This window comes from Nocardiopsis sp. TSRI0078 (assembly GCF_001905145.1).
Taxonomy (GTDB): Bacteria; Actinomycetota; Actinomycetes; order Streptosporangiales; family Streptosporangiaceae; genus Nocardiopsis.
In genome coordinates, this window is the sequence record NZ_LWLB01000001.1 from 72981 (window position 1) to 90229 (window position 17249).

Consider the following 17249-nt stretch of genomic DNA (forward strand, 5'->3'; position numbering starts at 1 on the left):
ACTTTTTCCGTTCGTGGTTGGGCGGGGCGTTCGGGCTCAGTCCCCGGTCGCGGTCCGGCGCCGGGCCATGGCGATGTTGACCACGGCCATGAGCAGCCCGACCGCGAACAGCAGGGTGCCCATGACGTTGACCTGCGGCGGGATGCCCACGCGGGTGGCGCCCCAGATCCACAGCGGGAAGGTGGTGACGTCGCCGCTGACGAACGAGGTGATGATGTAGTCGTCGATGGACAGGGCGAAGGCCAGCAGTCCTCCCGCCATGATGGCGGGGAACAGCATGGGCAGGGTGACCAGGCGGAACGTGTCCCAGGGTCCGGCACCGAGGTCGCGGGCGGCCTCCTCCAGGCGCGGGTCCAGGGTGATGACGCGGGCCCGCACGGTGATGGCGACGAAGGACACGCAGAACATCACGTGCGCGATGACGGTCGTCCAGTAGCCGGTGGTCACGTTCATCATCAGGAAGGTGGACAGCAGCGCGGCGCCGAGCACCACCTCGGGTGCACTGATCGCCGCGAACATCACCAGGTTGGTGAGCTGCTTGCCGCGGAAGCCGAACCGGCCCAGGGCCAGTCCGAGCAGGGTGCCCAGGAGGCCGGAGACGACCATCGTCAGCAGCGCGATGCTCACCGAGTTGAACATCGCCTCGTTGAGCTCGGTGTGGGCGAAAGCGTTCTGGTACCACCTGAGGGTGAAGCCCTGCCAGGTGATGTTGTGCCGCCCGGCCGGATCGTTGAAGCTGAACGCGATCATGAACACGATGGGTGCGAACAGCCAGGCCAGCACGGCCCAGGTGTGGTAGCGGCCCCAGTCGGTCCGGCGGCGCGCGCGGCGCCGCGCGGTCGCCGGGGCGGTGCCGTTCCCGGCGCCTCCTCCGGCGCCGGCCTGCGTGTGGACGTCGGCGCTCACGCGTGCACCTCCATGACCCGCTCGGTGCCCAGGGCCCGTGCGTAGCTGAAGATCCCGACCAGCAGCAGCCCCATGAGGACGAAGGTGATCGAGGCGGCGATCGGATAGTTGTTGTTGACCAGGTACTGGGTCTGGATGACGTTGCCGATCATCGTGTTGTGCGTCCCCCCGAGCACCGAGGCGTTGACGTAGTCGGCGCTGGTGGGGATGAAGGTCATCAGCACCCCGGCGAACACGCCGGGCAGGGAGACCGGCAGGATCACCCGCACGAAGGCCTGGACGCGGTCGGCGTACAGGTCGTGCGCGGCCTCCACCAGGTACGGGTCCATGCGCTCCAGGACCGCGTAGATCGGCAGGACCATGAACGGCAGGAAGTTGTAGGCCAGGCCGAGGACCACCGCGGGCGCGGAGTTGAGGACGGCGAAGCCCTCCGGGAGCAGCCCGAGGTCCTTGAGCGGGCCGAGCACCACGCCGTTGTCGGAGAGGAAGAACCTCCAGGAGATGGTGCGCAGCACGAACGAGACGAAGAACGGCAGCAGGATCAGCAGCAGGTAGGTGGACTTGTGGGCCCCGCCGCGGAAGGCGATCCAGTACGCCATCGGGTAGCCCAGGGCGATGCACACGAGGGTGGCGCAGGCGCCGTAGAGCAGGGAGCGCAGGATCTGCTCCCAGTAGGTGCTGACGGCGGCGGCGTAGTTGCCCACCTCGAAGGTCTGCTGGAACCCGGTGACCACGTTGCCCGTGGTCAGCGACAGGGACAGCATCCCGCCGATGGGCACCACGAAGAACAGCGCCAGCCAGACCCATGCCGGGAGCACCAGCACGTAGGGCGTGAACTTTCGGTTGCTCATGGTTGGCGGCTCAGCTCTGCGTGACTGCCTGGAACAGGGAGGAGAACTCGCCCTGCTGGTCGGGCGGCAGCGCCACGTAGTTGTGGAGCTTCTGGTAGTCGCCCTCCTCGGGGAAGACGAGGGCGCTCTCCGCCATCGCGCGCAGGGCCTCGGCGCGTTCGCCCTCCCCCTCGGCTTCGGACCACTCGGCCATGACCTCCTGCGCGTGCGGGACCGGGGAGATGTAGCCGATGTACTCGGTGAGACCGGTGGCGATCTCCGGCTCGTAGAGGAAGTTCATCAGCTCGATGGCGTCGACCGGGGCCTGGGTGGTGTACGGGATCATCAGGTTGTCCGTCCAGAGGGTGGCGCCCTCGTCGGGGATGACGAACTTGAGGTCCGTGCCCGCCTCGGCGTTCTGCTGGTAGATGTCGCCGGACCAGGCCATGGTCATCCACAGGTCACCGGTGGTGAGCGGCTGGATGTAGTCCTGCTCGTAGTAGGCGCGCACCACGCCGGAGTCGCGCTGTTCGCGGAGCTTGTCGGCGGCGGCCTCCCAGTCCTCCCGGGTGGAATCCGCCGGGACGGCGCCGTTGGCGAGCAGGCCGAAGACCGCGATCTCCTGCGGGTCGGCGAACATGCCGACCTTGCCCTCGAAGGCCGGGTCCCACAGGTCCTGCAGGCTGGTGATCTCCCGGTCGACGAACTCGGGGTTGTAGGCGATGCCGGTGATGCCCGAGGCGTAGGGGACGGTGTACTTGTTGCCGGGGTCGTAGGAGTTGTTCTTGTAGATCTCGCCCGCGTACTCGGTGAAGGCGGGGAGCCTGCTGTGGTCCAGCTGCGTCAGGTAGCCGAGTTCGATGAGCTTGGCGAGCTCGAAGCCGTTGGTCAGGACCATGAGGTCGTAGCCGATGTCGTCGCCGTTGGCGAGCTTGGGCTGGATCTGCCCGAAGAACGACGCGGCCTCGTGCACGTCCTCCTTGTAGTCGACCTCGATGCCGGTGGCCTCGGTGAACTGCTGGATCTGGGTGCGCTCGGAGTCCATGTACAGCGGCCAGTTGGCCCAGCGCAGGCTGCCCGTGCGCTCCTTGTCCGCCCAGAAGTTCTCGTCCGCGGCGGGGTCGCGCTGCTGGCCGCCGACGCCGCAGGCGGACAGGGCGAGCGCGGCCGCGGTGACGCCGCCCGCCTGGAGGGTGCGACGGCGGGTGAGACCGGGGAGCGCCAGGGGACTGCGACGGGCACGGGTGAGCCCGCGCAGGAGGGCGGAATCCATGTGTGGGCGCGGTCGGTTGTTCATGTCGTCGTTCCCTACTTCGGTTCTTGGGGGCCGCCGTCACGGTGGCGGAGCGGACGGGGTCGGGGGTCCGGGTCGGGGCGGGCGCCTCCCCTGCCCGGAGGTACCGGGAGTGGCTGGTGTGCCTGCCGGGGCCGGGGATGATGGCTGCTGCTCTGCGGGGACCGGTGCGCGTGCGGGCGGAGTCAGGACGGGAGCGCGTAGGAGTGCTCGGGCGGCCAGGACAGCCACACCCGCTCGCCCCGCTCGGCGACCAGGGTGGAGCCCGAGGCGTTCTGCTGGTAGACCGTGACCTCCTCGCCGCCGCCGATGTCCACCTGGTAGTGGGTGGCGGCGCCCATGTAGACGGTCTCGGTGACCGTGCCGGGGACGCGGCTGGCCTCGCCCTCGGGCTGCTCGGTCCCGATGCGGACCTTCTCCGGGCGGACGGTCAGGTGGATGTGGGCGCCGGTGGTGACCGATCCGGGCAGTTCGGCGACCAGGGCGGTGGCGCCGTCGGCGACCTCCACCTTCCACAGGCCCCCCGCGTTGGTGCGGACCACGCCGCGGACGAGGTTGCTGGTGCCGATGAAGTCGGCGACGAACCTGGTGGCGGGACGCTCGTAGATCTCGGCGGGCGCACCGAGCTGCTCGACCACGCCGTTGTTCATCACGGCGATGCGGTCGGACATGGTCAGCGCCTCGCCCTGGTCGTGGGTGACGTAGACGAAGGTGATGCCGACCTCGCGCTGGATGCGCTTGAGCTCGACCTGCATGGACTGGCGGAGCTTGAGGTCGAGCGCGCCGAGCGGCTCGTCCAGGAGCAGGGCGGAGGGCTCGTTGACGAGCGCGCGGGCCAGGGCGACGCGCTGCTGCTGGCCACCGGACAGCTGTGACGGGCGGTGCTTGGCGCGGTGCCCGAGCTCGACGAGGTCGAGCATCCGGCCGACCCGGCGGGTGATCTCGGCCTTGGGGACCCTCTTGCGCCGCAGCCCGAACGCGACGTTGTCGGCCACGCTCATGTGCGGGAAGAGCGCGTAGCTCTGGAAGACCATGTTGACGTCGCGGTGGTTGGCGGCCACACCGGTGACGTCGCGGCCGTCGAGGCGGACGACGCCCTCGGTGGGGTCCTCGAACCCGGCGATCATGCGCATGGTGGTGGTCTTGCCGCAGCCGGACGGTCCGAGCAGTGAGAAGAACTCCCCGCGTTCGATCTCCAGGTCGACGCCGTCGACCGCGCGCACCGTCTCGGAACCGGTCCGGAAGGACTTGACCACTCCGTCCAGGCTGATCGCGGGGCCCGCGGCCGGGACGGTGCCGGCTGCGGGCGCCTCGGGTTGGGTGGTACTGGTGGGAGCCATGGTGGGGTGATTCCTGTCAGTCTCGTTCTTGCCGCGGGCCCGCGGACCGGCGGGCCCGCGACGAGGGCGGGCCGCGCGGAGCGGGCCGACGGGAGGGCTCAGTCTCCGATGTAGCTCATGACGTGCTTGACGCGGGTGTACTCGTCGAAGGAGTACATCGACAGGTCCTTGCCGTAGCCGGAGTGCTTGAAGCCGCCGTGCGGCATCTCCGCGGTGATCGGGATGTGGGTGTTGATCCACACGCAGCCGAAGTCCAGGCGGCGCGAGACGCGCAGGGCGCGGGCGTGGTCGCGGGTCCACACACTGGACGCCAGGCCGTATTCCACGGAGTTCGCCCAGTTCACAGCGGTGTCCTCGTCGGTGAAGCGCTGCACGGTGATGACGGGGCCGAAGATCTCGTCGGTGACCATCTCGTCGCCCTGGCGCAGCCCGGAGACGACGGTGGGCGCGTAGAAGAAGCCCTCGTCCCCGACCCGGGAGCCTCCGGCGAGGACCTCGGCGTGGTCGGGGGCGCGGTCCAGGAAACCGCTCACCCGGGCCAGCTGGTTCGCGTTGTTGACCGGGCCGTAGGCGGCGTCGGGGTTGCCGGGCGGGGCGGTGACGGTGCCGCGCGCCTGTTCGGCGAGGGCGGCGGCGAGGTCGTCGTGGATCCCCGGGGCGGCCAGCACGCGCGTGGCGGCGGTGCAGTCCTGGCCGGCGTTGAAGTATCCGGCCTCGGCGATCCCGGCGGCCGCCTTCTCGACGTCGGCGTCGTCGAAGACCACCACCGGGGCCTTGCCGCCCAGTTCCAGGTGCAGGCGCTTGAGGTCCCTGGACCCGGCCTGGGCGACCTCGTATCCGGCCCGGGTGGATCCGGTGAGGGAGATCAGCCGCGGCACGGGGTGGTCCACCAGGGCGCGGCCGGTGTCGCGGTCGCCTACGACGACGTTGAACACGCCGGGCGGCAGGAACTCGGCGGCGATCTCGGCGAGCAGCAGCGTGGAGACCGGGGTGGTGTCGGAGGGCTTGAGGACGATGGTGTTGCCCGCGGCCAGGGCGGGACCGATCTTCCAGGCCGCCATGGCCATGGGGTAGTTCCACGGGGTGATCTGGCCGACGACGCCCAGGGGCTCGCGGCGCACCCAGGAGGTGTGGTCGGCCATGTACTCGCCCGCCGCCCGGCCCTCCAGGTTGCGGGCGACGCCGGCGAAGAAGCGCAGCGCGTCCAGGACCTGGCCGATCTCCTCGCTGCGGGTGGGACCGACCGGCTTGCCGCAGTTGCGGACCTCGGCGTCGACCAGCTCGTCGGCGCGCTCCTCCACCCTGTCGGCGAACTTGTTGAGGGCGATCTGCCGTTCGGCGGGGGTCCGGTCGCGCCATCCGGAGTCGAAGGCGCGCTGGGCCGCCCGGAAGGCGTGGTCGACGTCCTCCGCCGTGGACACCGGGGCCGTGGCGAAGACCTTTCCGGTGGCCGGGTCGACGAGGTCGCCGCGGATCCCGTCCGCGGTGTCGACGTACTCGCCGTCGACGAAGTTGCGGAGGTGCTCGGTTCCGGGCTCCTGGGTCACTGCGGCTCCCTGCGATCGGGCGCTGTCTCGGCGCGCATGGACTGTGATCCGTCACACTGCCACCCGCACCTCAGGAGATCAAGGGATTCCGTTGTAAAGTTTCTGTTTCTCGACGGATACTTGACAGAACAGCCATGGCTGCCACTATTTCTATTGAGTGGGTTCTGTTGAGACCCCCGGGTCGACCTCCACGGTCCCCGCACCACCCAGCGATCTTGGGAGAACCAAGTGGCAGCGCACCTGAGCCCGGAGCAACTCCAGCGAGCCGCCAAGGACCATCTGTGGATGCACTTCACGGAGATGGCCGCCTACGACGACGCCGACGTCCCCGTCATCACCCGGGGCGAGGGGGCCTACGTCTACGACGCCGACGGGAACAGGTACCTGGACGGCCTGGCCGGGCTGTTCGTCTCGCAGGTGGGACACGGCCGGACCGAGATCGCCGACGCCATCGCCGAGCAGGCGCGCGAGCTGGCCTACTTCCCGATCTGGACCTACGCGCACCCCAGGGCGGTCGAACTGGCCGACCGCATCGCGGGCCTGGCGCCGGGCGACCTCAACCGGGTCTTCTTCACCACGAGCGGCTCCGAGGCGGTCGAGTCGGCCTGGAAGCTGGCCCGCCAGTACTTCAAGGCGATCGGTGAGCCCACCCGGCACAAGGTGATCAGCAGGAGGATCGCCTACCACGGGACCAGCATGGGCGCCCTGTCGATCACGGGCCTGCAGGCGATCAAGACCCCGTTCGAGCCGCTGGTGCCCAGCACCGTCCAGGTACCGAACACGAACTTCTACCGCGCCCCCCTGCACGGCGACGACCCGGAGGCCTTCGGCCGCTGGGCCGCCGACCAGATCGAGGAGGCCATCGTCCAGAACGGCCCCGAGACCGTCGCCGCCGTCTACGTGGAGCCCGTGCAGAACTCCGGCGGCTGCTTCCCGCCGCCGCCCGGCTACCTGCAGCGGGTGCGCGAGATCTGCGACCGCCACGGCGTCCTGATGGTCTCCGACGAGGTGATCTGCGCCTTCGGGCGCCTGGGCGAGTACTTCGGGGCGACCAGGTACGGCTACCTGCCCGACATGATCACCTTCGCCAAGGGCGCCACCAGCGGGTACGTGCCGCTCGGCGGGCTCATCGCCCGCGAGAGGCTGATGGAGCCCTTCAAGGAGGAGGGGGCCGCCTTCCTGCACGGCATCACCTTCGCCGGGCACCCGGTGGCGGCGGCCGCGGCGCTCGCCAACCTCGACCTGTTCGAGAGCGAGGGCATCCTCGACAACGTCCGGGAGAACGGGCCCGTCCTCCGCGCGACCCTGGAGAGGCTCCTGGACCTGCCGATCGTCGGCGACGTGCGCGGTGACGGGTTCTTCTACGGCATCGAACTGGTCAAGGACAAGGAGACCAAGGAGACCTTCACCGAGGAGGAGTCCCACCGGCTGCTCAAGGGCTTCCTGTCCGCGGCGCTCTTCGACGCCGGGCTCATCTGCCGCGCCGACGACCGGGGGGAGCCGGTCGTGCAACTGTCTCCGCCGCTGACCTGCGGACCGGAGCAGTTCGACGAGATCGAGCGCATCCTGCGCAAGGTCCTCACCGAGGCCTGGGACCGGCTCTGACCCTTGTCGCCCGTGCCCTGCGCGCCCCCGACCGGACGGAAGGCCGGGGGCGCCGCCGTGTGCGGGCCCGGCTTCAGGAGAGGGCCCGGAGGCGGACGGCGCCGAGGCCGAACCACACCACCGGGACCAGCACGACGTGCATGAGGGCGAGGACGGCCTCGGTGGCGAGGTCGGTCCCCGCGAGGAACGGCATCGCCGCGGAGGCCACGGCGAGCACGGTCCCGACGATCTGGCCCGTGCGCAGGAAGCCCTTCCACAGCAGGGAGAGCAGGACCGCGGCGACGAACCCGGCGGCGAGCGGGACCGCGCTCATGAAGGCCACTCCGCCGGCCTCCACCGCGGCGATCCCCCCGGCCCCGTCCGGATGCTCCATGGAGGCGCCCACGAGGTGGCCGAGGCCGAGGAGTAGCAGGTTGGCGGCGGTGGCCGCGGCGACGGAGACGGCTCCGGCCGCCCACCAGGGGGCGCCCGGACGCCGGGTGGCGGCGGGGGCGGGAGGGGCGGCGGCGGTGGGGGTGCTCATGGGATCTCCAGTCAGATGTGCGGTGTGCTTCGTGGAGATCCTCCAACCTCAATATTACTTTAGGTCAATGCCGGGTGACGCGCATCACTCCCGCTCCAGTGCGGCCAGGGCGGTGACGGCGCCCAGCTCCCAGCAGGCCTCCCTCGCCTCGGCGTCCGGTCGGCCGGTCACGGTGACCGGCGGCCGGTGCCGCTCCCATCCCATGCCCTTGGCGATGGACTCCACGGCGCGGACCGCGCCGGAGGTGTCGCTGTCCCCGTGCACGTACAGGGAGTACGGCAGCCCCTCGGTCTGCTCCTGGGCGGGGTAGAAGACCGTGTCGAAGAAGACCTTGAGGGCGCCGGACATGTACCCGATGTTGGCCGGGGTCCCCAGGATCAGGGCGTCGGCGCCGAACAGGTCGGCGGCCGTGGCCGACAGCGCGGCCTCGGCCCGCACCTCCACCCCCTCGATGTCGTCGGTGCGGGCGCCGTCGAGCACCGCGCCCAGCAGCTCCTGCGTGGCGGGCGAGACCGTGTGGTGAACGATGAGCAGTCGTGCCATGTCCCCACACTAGGAGGACGCGGGCGCCGCCCCGCCTCCCATGTGCGGGGCGGCGCCCGCGTCCCCGGCCTTTCCGCGTGCCGGGCACGGCGCGGCACACGGAAAGGCCGTCGGGTCTCACCGGATCCGCTGGCGGGCCCGCTGCCATTCCAGATACGCGCCCTGGCGCTCCACCGCCTCCTGCTCCCCGGGGGTGAGCGGACGGTCGGGGTCCAGGTCCTCGCCCGGCCCCGGGACGTAGACGTCAGAGGCGGTCACGGTGCCCCCTCGGAGCCGGGACGGGCGGGTGCCCGGTGTGCCTTCGGAGGTCGGCCTCCAACTGGTCCGGGGTCGGCTCGATGTGCGAGCGCCACCGGACGCGCCGGTCGCGGGCGGTGGCCACCCAGTACGACCCCGTCCACGCGACGCGGTGGGTCCGCCCCCACCGCCGCCTGAGCCGGACGAGGGTGGTGCGGGGCGGCTCCCACCGGGTTCCCCGCGCGTCCTGGTGGTCGCCGTCGTGACCGGTGTCGAGCACGCACACCAGGTGCCGGGTGTCGCGGTCGAGGGAGGTCTCGCCGCACACGGGCGGCGTCACCGGGGCGCCTCCGTCCCGGGCGGACCGGAAGAAGGGTGCCCCGGACGGGCCCACCAGGCCGTCCGGCCGTGCGCCGGACCCGGCGCCCGGCCTACGTCGGCGCCTCATGCGATCGCTCCTCGCAGGTAGTGGGCGACGGCCAGGGCGAGCGGGGCGAGGTCCCCGGCGGGGTGGGCAACATAGTTCCGCACCCGGGACGCGCGGCGCGGACGCCGCCGGCGCAGGCGTTCGGATGTCAGGTAGCGGACGGCCACGAGGGCGCTGGGGTTCAGGTAGCGCACAGCGCACACCTCTCCTTCGGGATGCCGCTGGATGGGAAGTCCGGCGGGACAGGTCATCAGGGCGGGCACCGCGCGACCGCGACCGCCAAGCCAGGCCGCACGGTGCCGCGCTCGGGTTCTGCTCCCTCGGGCACACTGGACGTGTGACCGCCAACCGCTCCGCCGCCTACGCGCCGACGGGTCAGCGTCCTGTTTATAGGGGCTAAACCCTTGCGTGTGACGACGATAACCCACCCTTTCGGCAGGCGCAATAGGGGGGCTAAAGTTTGGGTGGAGTACCCGAAGATGAGGATTCGCCATGGACGCACGGACATTGCATGACATCGCTGGCATGCCCGATCCGCTGGAAAGAGCCCGTGCGGCGTCCGCCGCCATGACCAGCTTGCAGGGACAGAGTGTCGAGCTCTCACGCATTCGTCGCGGCGCCATCGTCGAGGCCCAACAGGGCGGAATGCGACAGGAGGACATCGCACGGCACCTGGGCGTGTCACCGGGCCGCGTGTCCCAGATGAAGAAGGCGGGCGGCGACGGCCCCGCCCACAAGGCACCTGTAGGCCCCGTGGAACCCCGCCCCCGGGTGCTCGTCCAGCGGGCGCTGCCGACCCCTCCCAGCACACGGGGTTCCAAGTCGCTGTACCTGACCGAGGCCGAACAGCAGGGGCTCACACCGGAGCGGAAGATGCTGTTCATCGGGCAGGAGCCCGCGAACGAGCACGTCGCCCTGGGCCTGCGGGTGGATCCGGGAGACCACGTCATCGCCCGGCGCAAGATGTTCTGGGCCAACGGGGTCCCGGTGCGGATCAGCACCAGCTACTTCCGTGTGGACGTCGGCGAGAACACCCGCCTCGACGGTGAGGGATTCGTCCTGCCGACCCTGCAGTCCGCCATCGAGGACCTGGGCCACCGGTTCGGGCACGCCACCGAGACGCTGACCGCCAGGCCGCCGACACCCTACGAGGCGGACCTGCTCGACATCCCCGGCGAGTGGGTGGTGCAGGTGCTGCGTGTCAGCCACTCCACCGAGGACGTGCCGATCCACGCGCTGGAGACGATCTGTGCCGCTTCCCGCCACACGTTCCCGATCGGTCAGGCGGTCGGTTCCGACCAGTTCTGACCGCCCACGAGCAACGGCCCCGGTTTCCGCCGGGGCCGTTCTACGTCCTGATGACGTTTCCCGCAGCCGCTCCGTTCCTGCGGGGAACGCGTGTCCGGTTCCCTGTCCTGTGCCACCTTCCCCCGGAACGCGCTGACCGTTCCCGGGTCCCGAATCCGTCCACCGGCGGGCCGGACCGTGTGGTGAACAGCGAACGGAGAAGGCTTTTCCGCCACACTGGTGCTGGGGCCGAGGGGACCGCTCCCCCGCCGCGATCTTGTACTTGTGGCGAGGCCCGGCGCCGGGCCTCGCCATAAGTACAAGCTCAACGGGTGGTGGATCCCGCCGGCCTCACCGGCGACACCTCCGGTCGGCACACCGGACGCCGGCACGCCGCCGCCCGCAGCAGAAAGCCAGGCCCGCCATGAACCAGCCTCCCGCCCCGCACGGACCGCACCGCCACGGGTCCGGGGCCGCTGGCCGACCGCGCATGGGCCCACCACCCGGCGACGGCCGGCCCCCGGTGGGACCGCCCCCTCCCGGCTTCGGCCCCCCCGGACCGCACGGACCCGCGGGCCCGCCCGGCTTCCCGCCCCCGCCAGGCCCCCGCGGCCCGGGGAACGCCTCCCCCTGGCTGCTCGTCGGCCTGGGCTGCGGCGGCCTGTTCGTCATCGGCCTCGTCCTGGTCGTGCTCATCGCCTTCGTCCTCGACGACCGCGGCGAGGACACCGGCGGCGGGAGCGCGGGCGGCGGCACGAGCACCCCGACCACCGCGGACACGCCCGACGTGAACGAGGCCGTCGAGCACGAGGGCATACTCTTCACGGTCACCGGCACCGAGGTCACCGACGAGATCAACGGCCACCGCCCCCGCGGCGAGTACCTCATCGTGCACGTCGATGTCGCCGACGCGGGCACCGGCGAGTTCTGGCGCGACGAGCAGCACGTGTACACCTCCTCCGGCGAACGGGTCGGGGAGGACTACGGCGCCACCCTCGAACTCGGCAGCCCCATCTGGCAGGACCTGCCCGCCGACGGCTCCCCCGTGGGCGTCAGCATCGCCTTCGACGTGGAGTCCGCCGCCGACGTCTCCCACATCGGCCTGAGCTCGCGTTTCCGGGGCGGCAACGAGGTCGCGGTCGACCTCGGCGACTGACCGCGCCGGGCAGCGCCGGGCAGCGCCGGGCAGCGGGCCGGGCGGAGCCTCACCCGGCATGCACGACGACGGCGTCCCCGACCGCCCGCTCTCCCTCGGCGGACACACCGACGAGCACGGGTTCACCGTCGAGCACCATGCTGACCGAGCCCCCTCCGTCCAGGGCCACCGCCTCCACCGCGCCGAGGTCCCGGATGAGTCCGGCGAGTCCGGCCAGGCCGAAACCGTCGCTCTCCCCCGGCGCCCTTCCCGAGGCGCCCAGCAGGAGCAGGCGGCCGCCACCGTCCACGCCGACGGCCATGCGCGGATTGGCCCTCAGCGCCCATGCGTAGGCGAAGCCGGGGTCGTGGGGGTGGATCAGGCCGTTGGCCTCGGCGTCGATGCTCACCTCGCCACCGCTCAGCAGCCGCGGACCGGCGTTGACGATACTCGTGCCCGCCCCGAGGGGCAGTTCCCTGCCGTCGGCGCCGACGACCCGGGCGTCGACGTCGAAGCGCGCGCCCGGGCGGATGTTCTCCTCCACCCACAGGGCCGCCTCGCCCTTGCCCTGGAGTGCGTATCCCCCGGTCGGGACCACGGCGCCCGGAGGGCCGACCGAGACGACGGCGCCCGTCGCGTCCACCACCGCCTCGGTGCCGTCCGTCTCGGGGGTGGCGCCTTCGAAGGCGTCCGTGAACAGCACGAGCTCGGAGTCCAGCAGGCAGGTCACGTCATGCAGGGGGAAGCGGGTCGGCCGGTCGGGGTCGACGCAGTTGCGCCGGATCCCGGGCACCCGGTTGATCCCGTCCGCCTCCTGGACGGCCTCTCCCACGGAGACCGTGACCCGGGTGGACAGCTCCTCGAAGGAGGGGGACAGCCCGTCGCCCTCCAGTACCACCGCGGTCCTGCCCTCAGTCGCCTCGCTCTCCAGCCTTCCGCCGTAGACGCCGATCCCGGCGGGCGTCCCGGGCACGCCGTCCTCCTCGTCCATGACGAAGTAGCCCCCGTTGACGGCGAAGAGGGCCTCCTCCTCGCGCGCCATCTCCGCGACCGTGCTCGGGGAGTCGATCCCGCTCCCGTACGTGGCGCGCACGCTCCCGTCGAACTCGGCGGGGTCGATGACGGCCAGGGCGACCCTCGTCCGCCGGTGGTCCCCGTAGGGCTCGGCGCCCGGCCACTCCACCGACGTGTACCAGCCCTCGGCTCCGAGCGCCTCGGCGCGCGCGTCGGCTTCCTCCCTGCTGGGATACCGCTCCTCCAGGACGACCTTCCATCCGAGCACCTGCCCGGACCGGACGAAGGCCTCGGGCCAGCGGATCCGGACCACCGCCGCGGAAACGCCCTGCTCCGCGAGCTTCGAGGCGAGCCCGTCCGCCTCGGCGCGCGACCGGATCCAGTCCTGTCCGGCGGTCACCGACACGGACCAGCCGGCCTGCTCCCCGCGGACGACCTCGCCCTCGTAGAGGAGGAATCCCGGCGCGGCCTCCCGGACGGCCCAGTCCTCGGGCGGGCCGGGAACCCCGTCCACCGGGGCGCCGGGCGCCACCTGGGCCTCCAGGAGGGCCGGGGACACGTCCGTGCCGGCACAGGCGGTGGCCGCGAGGACCAGTACGAAGAGCCCGGCGGCGGGCCTTCCGAGGGAACGGGACACAGGACCTCCCCATGAGGTGGGCGGTTGGCGGGAGGGAACCGTCGGCCGGCGGGCGGGACGCGTTCCGAACACGGACGCCGAACAGGATCACCCGCACACGTGACGGGAGCAAGGACGACAGGGGTACGTGCGGGAGAATCCGACGACAACAGCCGGTCGGCACCGGACCGCCACGCTCGTGTCACCTGGAGGACACACGCATCTCCAGCCCCACGGACAACATGTGCGGACCCATGAAATGGACCTGGCGGGCCGCCAGGTGGACGGTTTCATCCTGCAGCTGGCCGACCCGTACCTGACCGAGTGGATGGTCAAGGCGGTGCGCACGGCGGCGGCCGACGCCGGCCGCGACCCCGACGGGGTGACGGTGTGCGTGGCCGCGCCCGCCTACGTCACCGACGGCTCCGCGGAGGGACTGGCCCACGCCCGCGAGCAGTGCCGGTGGTTCGGCGGCATGGTGGGCGACCACGTCGCCGACCTGGTGGCCCGCTACGGCTCCTCCTCCGAGGCGGTCCCGCAGGAGCTGACCGACTACATCAGCGCACGGCGGGGCTACGACTACAGCCACCACGGCCGCGCGGACAACCCCGACACCGCGTTCGTCCCCGACACCATCGTGGACCGGTTCTGCCTGGTCGGGCCGGTGGAGGAGCACCTGGGGAGGCTGGAGCGGCTCCGGGAGGCGGGCGTGGACCAGTTCGCGCTCTACGCGATGCACGACGACGTGGACGGGGTCATCGACGCCTACGGGCGCCACGTCGTCCCGGCCGTGTCCTGAACACCGGCCGCGCGCCGACCGTGCGGCCGTCCGGCCTGGCCCGGCCGGACGGCCGCACCGTGCCCCGGTCACACCCCCGTGTGACGTGCGAGGATATTCGGCGGCCCGGGACAGATGCGGATTTTTCCACGCCTTCCCCCGGGTTTCACCCCGATGGGGCCCGGCGCCGGGCCCCGCCCTGCCTGTCAGCCCCACCGAAACCAGGTGACCTGTGACCCACGCCCCACCGTCCCCGGAACCCGACGTCCTCACCCACCCCGACGGGCGGGTCTCCCTGAGGGAGGGCGCCTCCCTGCCCGAGAGCGCCTTCGTCAACTCCGACCTCCAGCCGGTCCCGATCTCCCAGCGCACCTGGGGCACCGGAAGCTTCAGCGCCCTGTGGGTGAGCATGTCGGTCAGCATCCCGGCCTGGACCCTGGCCAGCGGTCTGATCGCCGCGGGGCTGGACTGGCGCCAGGCCATGCTGGCCGTCGTCCTGGGCAACCTCGTCGTGCTGCTGCCCATGGTGCTGACCGGCCACGCGGGCGCCAGGTACGGCATCCCCTTCCCAGTGTTCGCACGCGCCTCCTTCGGCCTGCGCGGCGCCAACCTGCCCGCGCTGCTGCGGGGCGCGGTCGCCTGCGGCTGGTACGGCATCCAGACCTGGGTCGGCGGCCAGGGCGTGTACGTCCTGCTCGGGCGCCTGTTCGGCGACGGGTGGACCGGTGCGGCCGCGGTCGGCGGCAACCCGTGGACCCTGTGGCTGTCCTTCGGCCTGTTCTGGACGGCCCAGCTCGGGATCATCCTGTGGGGCATGGAGGGCGTGCGCAGGGTCCAGGTGTGGGCCGCGCCGCTGATGGTCCTCGGAGGTGTCGCCCTGCTGGCGTGGATGGCCGTGGAGGCCGGAGGACTCGGCGCGATGCTGTCCCTGGACTCCGGTGAGCCCCTGGACTGGGGACCGCCCTTCTGGGCGCTCTTCTTCCCGTCGCTGATGGGCGTGATCGGCTACTGGGCGACCCTGACCCTGAACATCAGCGACTTCACCCGGTTCTCCTCCTCACAGCGCGCCCAGGTCATGGGCCAGTCGCTCGGCCTGCCCACCACGATGACGCTGTTCTCCCTGCTGGCCGTCATGGTCACGGCGGGCACCGCCGCCGTCTACGGCGAGCCGCTGTGGAACCCGATCGACGTCGTCGCGCGCATGGGCAGCGGGATCGGCCTGCTCTTCGCGGTCTTCGTGGTCCTGCTGGCCACGGTCTCCACCAACATCGCCGCCAACCTGGTCGGGCCGGCCTACGACCTGGCCAACCTCAGGCCGCGGCTGATCAGCTTCCGCACCGGCGCGGTCACCACCTGCCTGATCAGCGTCCTGATCTTCCCGTGGAAGCTGCTGGAGAACGAGGACGTGTACATCTTCACGTGGCTGGGCACGGTCGGCGGCGTGCTGGGGACCGTGGCGGGCATCCTGCTCGCCGACTACTGGCTGCTGCGCCGTGCCCGGATGAACCTGCCCGCGCTGTACGAGCGCGGATCGGAGTACTGGTACACGCACGGGTGGAACTGGCGCGCGCTGGTGGCCTTCGGCGTCGGCGCGCTGCTGGCCGTGGGGGGTTCGCACTCCCCCGAGGGTTCGGGGCCGTTCCCGGCCGAGGGCCTGGTCCCGTTGCTGGCGCCGCTGGCGGACTACGGCTGGGTCGTGGGGATGCTCACCGGGCTGCTGCTGCACTGGGGCCTGGGCGTGCTCCTCCCGGACCGGCGCGCCGCAAAGAGCGCGGCCGAGAGGGCCGGCAGGGCCGCCGCCGGCTGACCCGTGGTCCCCGCCCCACCACCGCGCGGGGCCGTGCCGTTCCTCCGGCACGGCCCCGCGTCATCGGCCACGGCGGATCGGGCGCGCTCCCGTCCGGGCCCTGTCGGGCTCAGTCCCCGTACGCGGCCCCCGGCTGCGGGAGGAGTCCGACGCCGAAGGCACCGTCATCGTCGTAGAAGTGCTCTTCGCCCTCTTCGTACTCTTCTTCCCAATCATGGTCCATGGCCTGTTTGCCCTCCTTTTGCCGTTCACTGAAGGACGTCCGGCCCGGCGGGAGGGTTGCCCCCGGGAGGGGACGACGGCGTCCCCGGACCGGGAGCGCGTCCGGTGCGGTGGATCAGCGGTAGCCGTCGGGGTTGGCCGACTGCCAGCGCCAGGCGTCGGCGCACGCCTGGGCCACCGTGTGCTCGGCCCGCCAGCCCAGTTCGCGGTTGGCCTGTCCCGGATCGGCGAAGCAGGTGGCGATGTCCCCGTCGCGGCGCGGGCCCACCCGGAAGGGGATGGAGCGTCCGCACGCCTGCTCGAAGGCGCGGATCGCCTCCAGGACGGAGGTCCCCCGGCCCGTTCCCAGGTTGAAGGCCCTCAGCCCCTTCCGGGAGCCCAGGTGGTCGAGTGCGGCGACGTGCCCCCTCGCCAGGTCCACCACGTGCAGGTAGTCCCGGACACCGGTCCCGTCGGGGGTGTCGTAGTCGTCGCCGAAGACCGTGAGCTCGGGCAGCCGCCCCGCGGCGACCTTGGAGATGTAGGGGAAGAGGTTGTTGGGGATGTCGTTGGGGTCCTCCCCGATCAGCCCGCTGGGGTGCGCCCCCACCGGGTTGAAGTACCGCAGCACGGTGATCCGCCAGTCGGGGGAGCTCGCGGCCACGTCCTCCAGGATCCTCTCCCCGAACAGCTTGGTCGCGCCGTAGGGGTTGGTCACCCGCAGCGCGCTGCCCTCGGTGATGGGCACCTGCTCGGGGTCGCCGTAGACCGTGGCCGAGGAGCTGAACACCAGGTCGCGCACACCGTGCTCGTCCATCACCTCGGCGAGGGTGAGCAGGGCGTCCAGGTTGTTGCGGTAGTAGCGCAGCGGCTGCTCCACCGACTCCCCGACCGCCTTGAGCCCGGCGAAGTGCACGACGGCGTCGACACCGTGCTCGGTGAGGACCCGTCCGACGACGTGTTGGTCGGTGCAGTCGCCCTCCACGAACGGGATCCGGGCACCGGTGATCTTCTCGACCCGGCGCACGGCCTCCACACTGCTGTTGACCAGGTTGTCCAGGACGACCACCTGGTGTCCCCGGCCCACCAGCTCGACCGCGGTGTGGGAACCGATGTACCCGGCCCCGCCGGTCAGCAGAATCCGCACTCTACTCATCTC

The 17249-nt window shown here is 71.4% G+C and carries 17 protein-coding genes; 5 read left to right on the top strand and 12 right to left on the bottom strand.

Going from position 1 to position 17249, the window contains the following annotated elements:
- Positions 1-36 precede the first annotated feature (36 nt).
- The 5 genes from A6A08_RS00310 to A6A08_RS00330 all read right to left on the bottom strand — a co-directional run bounded on the left by A6A08_RS00310 (position 37) and on the right by A6A08_RS00330 (position 5917).
- Positions 37-906, bottom strand: a complete 870-nt coding sequence (locus A6A08_RS00310) for an ABC transporter permease (protein ID WP_073700476.1) — start codon at positions 904-906, stop codon at positions 37-39.
- Positions 903-1757 (bottom strand): ABC transporter permease, encoded by an 855-nt coding sequence (locus A6A08_RS00315; protein WP_073700477.1) that lies wholly within the window; start codon positions 1755-1757, stop codon positions 903-905. Before A6A08_RS00315 ends, A6A08_RS00310 begins: the two co-directional genes overlap by 4 nt.
- A gap of 10 nt (positions 1758-1767) precedes the next feature.
- On the bottom strand, positions 1768-3009 hold the full coding sequence (locus tag A6A08_RS00320) for a PotD/PotF family extracellular solute-binding protein (RefSeq protein ID WP_394328470.1): 1242 nt from the start codon (positions 3007-3009) through the stop codon (positions 1768-1770).
- A 206-nt stretch (positions 3010-3215) separates the two neighbouring features.
- Positions 3216-4370, bottom strand: a complete 1155-nt coding sequence (locus A6A08_RS00325) for an ABC transporter ATP-binding protein (protein ID WP_073700478.1) — start codon at positions 4368-4370, stop codon at positions 3216-3218.
- A 98-nt stretch (positions 4371-4468) separates the two neighbouring features.
- A complete protein-coding gene (locus A6A08_RS00330) occupies positions 4469-5917 on the bottom strand; it encodes a gamma-aminobutyraldehyde dehydrogenase (RefSeq protein WP_073700479.1) in 1449 nt (482 codons plus the stop codon).
- 228 nt (positions 5918-6145) lie between these two features.
- Here A6A08_RS00330 and A6A08_RS00335 point away from each other — a divergent pair, with 228 nt between their 5' ends.
- Entirely contained in the window at positions 6146-7522 is a 1377-nt protein-coding gene (locus tag A6A08_RS00335; RefSeq protein WP_073700480.1) for an aspartate aminotransferase family protein, read from the top strand.
- A 73-nt stretch (positions 7523-7595) separates the two neighbouring features.
- Here the strand turns inward: A6A08_RS00335 and A6A08_RS27825 are convergent, their stop codons facing one another.
- The 5 genes from A6A08_RS27825 to A6A08_RS00355 all read right to left on the bottom strand — a co-directional run bounded on the left by A6A08_RS27825 (position 7596) and on the right by A6A08_RS00355 (position 9446).
- Entirely contained in the window at positions 7596-8045 is a 450-nt protein-coding gene (locus tag A6A08_RS27825; protein WP_083608698.1) for a DUF6069 family protein, read from the bottom strand.
- An 84-nt stretch (positions 8046-8129) separates the two neighbouring features.
- Positions 8130-8588: a flavodoxin family protein gene (locus A6A08_RS00345; RefSeq protein WP_073700481.1), complete on the bottom strand. Its 459-nt coding sequence runs from the start codon at positions 8586-8588 to the stop codon at positions 8130-8132.
- A 117-nt stretch (positions 8589-8705) separates the two neighbouring features.
- Positions 8706-8846: a hypothetical protein gene (locus A6A08_RS27830; RefSeq protein ID WP_158069245.1), complete on the bottom strand. Its 141-nt coding sequence runs from the start codon at positions 8844-8846 to the stop codon at positions 8706-8708.
- A complete protein-coding gene (locus A6A08_RS28450; protein ID WP_242422037.1) occupies positions 8833-9273 on the bottom strand; it encodes a hypothetical protein in 441 nt (146 codons plus the stop codon). The genes A6A08_RS27830 and A6A08_RS28450 overlap by 14 nt, the downstream gene beginning before the upstream one ends.
- Positions 9270-9446: a hypothetical protein gene (locus tag A6A08_RS00355; protein WP_242422038.1), complete on the bottom strand. Its 177-nt coding sequence runs from the start codon at positions 9444-9446 to the stop codon at positions 9270-9272. The genes A6A08_RS28450 and A6A08_RS00355 overlap by 4 nt, the downstream gene beginning before the upstream one ends.
- Positions 9447-9819: 373 nt before the next feature.
- Between A6A08_RS00355 and A6A08_RS00360 the strand changes: the two genes are divergently transcribed.
- Positions 9820-10560: a UTRA domain-containing protein gene (locus tag A6A08_RS00360; RefSeq protein ID WP_242422039.1), complete on the top strand. Its 741-nt coding sequence runs from the start codon at positions 9820-9822 to the stop codon at positions 10558-10560.
- Positions 10561-11029: 469 nt separating this feature from the next.
- Positions 11030-11695, top strand: a complete 666-nt coding sequence (locus tag A6A08_RS27835) for a hypothetical protein (protein WP_073700483.1) — start codon at positions 11030-11032, stop codon at positions 11693-11695.
- A 49-nt stretch (positions 11696-11744) separates the two neighbouring features.
- Here the strand turns inward: A6A08_RS27835 and A6A08_RS00370 are convergent, their stop codons facing one another.
- Positions 11745-13325, bottom strand: coding sequence for a phosphodiester glycosidase family protein (locus A6A08_RS00370; protein WP_073700484.1), 1581 nt, complete (start codon positions 13323-13325; stop codon positions 11745-11747).
- 127 nt (positions 13326-13452) lie between these two features.
- On the opposite strand from A6A08_RS00370, the gene A6A08_RS00375 reads away from it, so the two are divergent.
- Both A6A08_RS00375 and A6A08_RS00380 read left to right on the top strand, forming a co-directional pair.
- Positions 13453-14103 (top strand): LLM class flavin-dependent oxidoreductase, encoded by a 651-nt coding sequence (locus A6A08_RS00375; RefSeq protein ID WP_378701290.1) that lies wholly within the window; start codon positions 13453-13455, stop codon positions 14101-14103.
- 211 nt (positions 14104-14314) lie between these two features.
- Positions 14315-15889 carry an NCS1 family nucleobase:cation symporter-1 gene (locus tag A6A08_RS00380; protein ID WP_073700485.1) on the top strand — a complete coding sequence of 525 codons (1575 nt, stop codon included), beginning with the start codon at positions 14315-14317 and terminating at the stop codon, positions 15887-15889.
- A 337-nt stretch (positions 15890-16226) separates the two neighbouring features.
- On the opposite strand, the gene galE is transcribed toward A6A08_RS00380, so the two are convergent.
- Positions 16227-17237, bottom strand: coding sequence for a UDP-glucose 4-epimerase GalE (gene galE, locus A6A08_RS00385; RefSeq protein WP_073700486.1), 1011 nt, complete (start codon positions 17235-17237; stop codon positions 16227-16229).
- Positions 17238-17249: the final 12 nt, after the last annotated feature.

What these genes read in the sequence shown, in the direction of transcription:
- A6A08_RS27825 (WP_083608698.1), bottom strand. Translation starts at nt 8,045, where the DNA reads ATGAGCACCCCCACCGCCGCCGCCCCTCCCGCCCCCGCCGCCACCCGG.
- A6A08_RS28450 (WP_242422037.1), bottom strand. Translation starts at nt 9,273, where the DNA reads ATGAGGCGCCGACGTAGGCCGGGCGCCGGGTCCGGCGCACGGCCGGAC.
- A6A08_RS00320 (WP_394328470.1), bottom strand. Translation starts at nt 3,009, where the DNA reads ATGGATTCCGCCCTCCTGCGCGGGCTCACCCGTGCCCGTCGCAGTCCC.
- A6A08_RS00325 (WP_073700478.1), bottom strand. Translation starts at nt 4,370, where the DNA reads ATGGCTCCCACCAGTACCACCCAACCCGAGGCGCCCGCAGCCGGCACC.
- A6A08_RS00360 (WP_242422039.1), top strand. Translation starts at nt 9,820, where the DNA reads ATGACCAGCTTGCAGGGACAGAGTGTCGAGCTCTCACGCATTCGTCGC.
- A6A08_RS27835 (WP_073700483.1), top strand. Translation starts at nt 11,030, where the DNA reads ATGGGCCCACCACCCGGCGACGGCCGGCCCCCGGTGGGACCGCCCCCT.
- A6A08_RS00345 (WP_073700481.1), bottom strand. Translation starts at nt 8,588, where the DNA reads ATGGCACGACTGCTCATCGTTCACCACACGGTCTCGCCCGCCACGCAG.
- A6A08_RS00315 (WP_073700477.1), bottom strand. Translation starts at nt 1,757, where the DNA reads ATGAGCAACCGAAAGTTCACGCCCTACGTGCTGGTGCTCCCGGCATGG.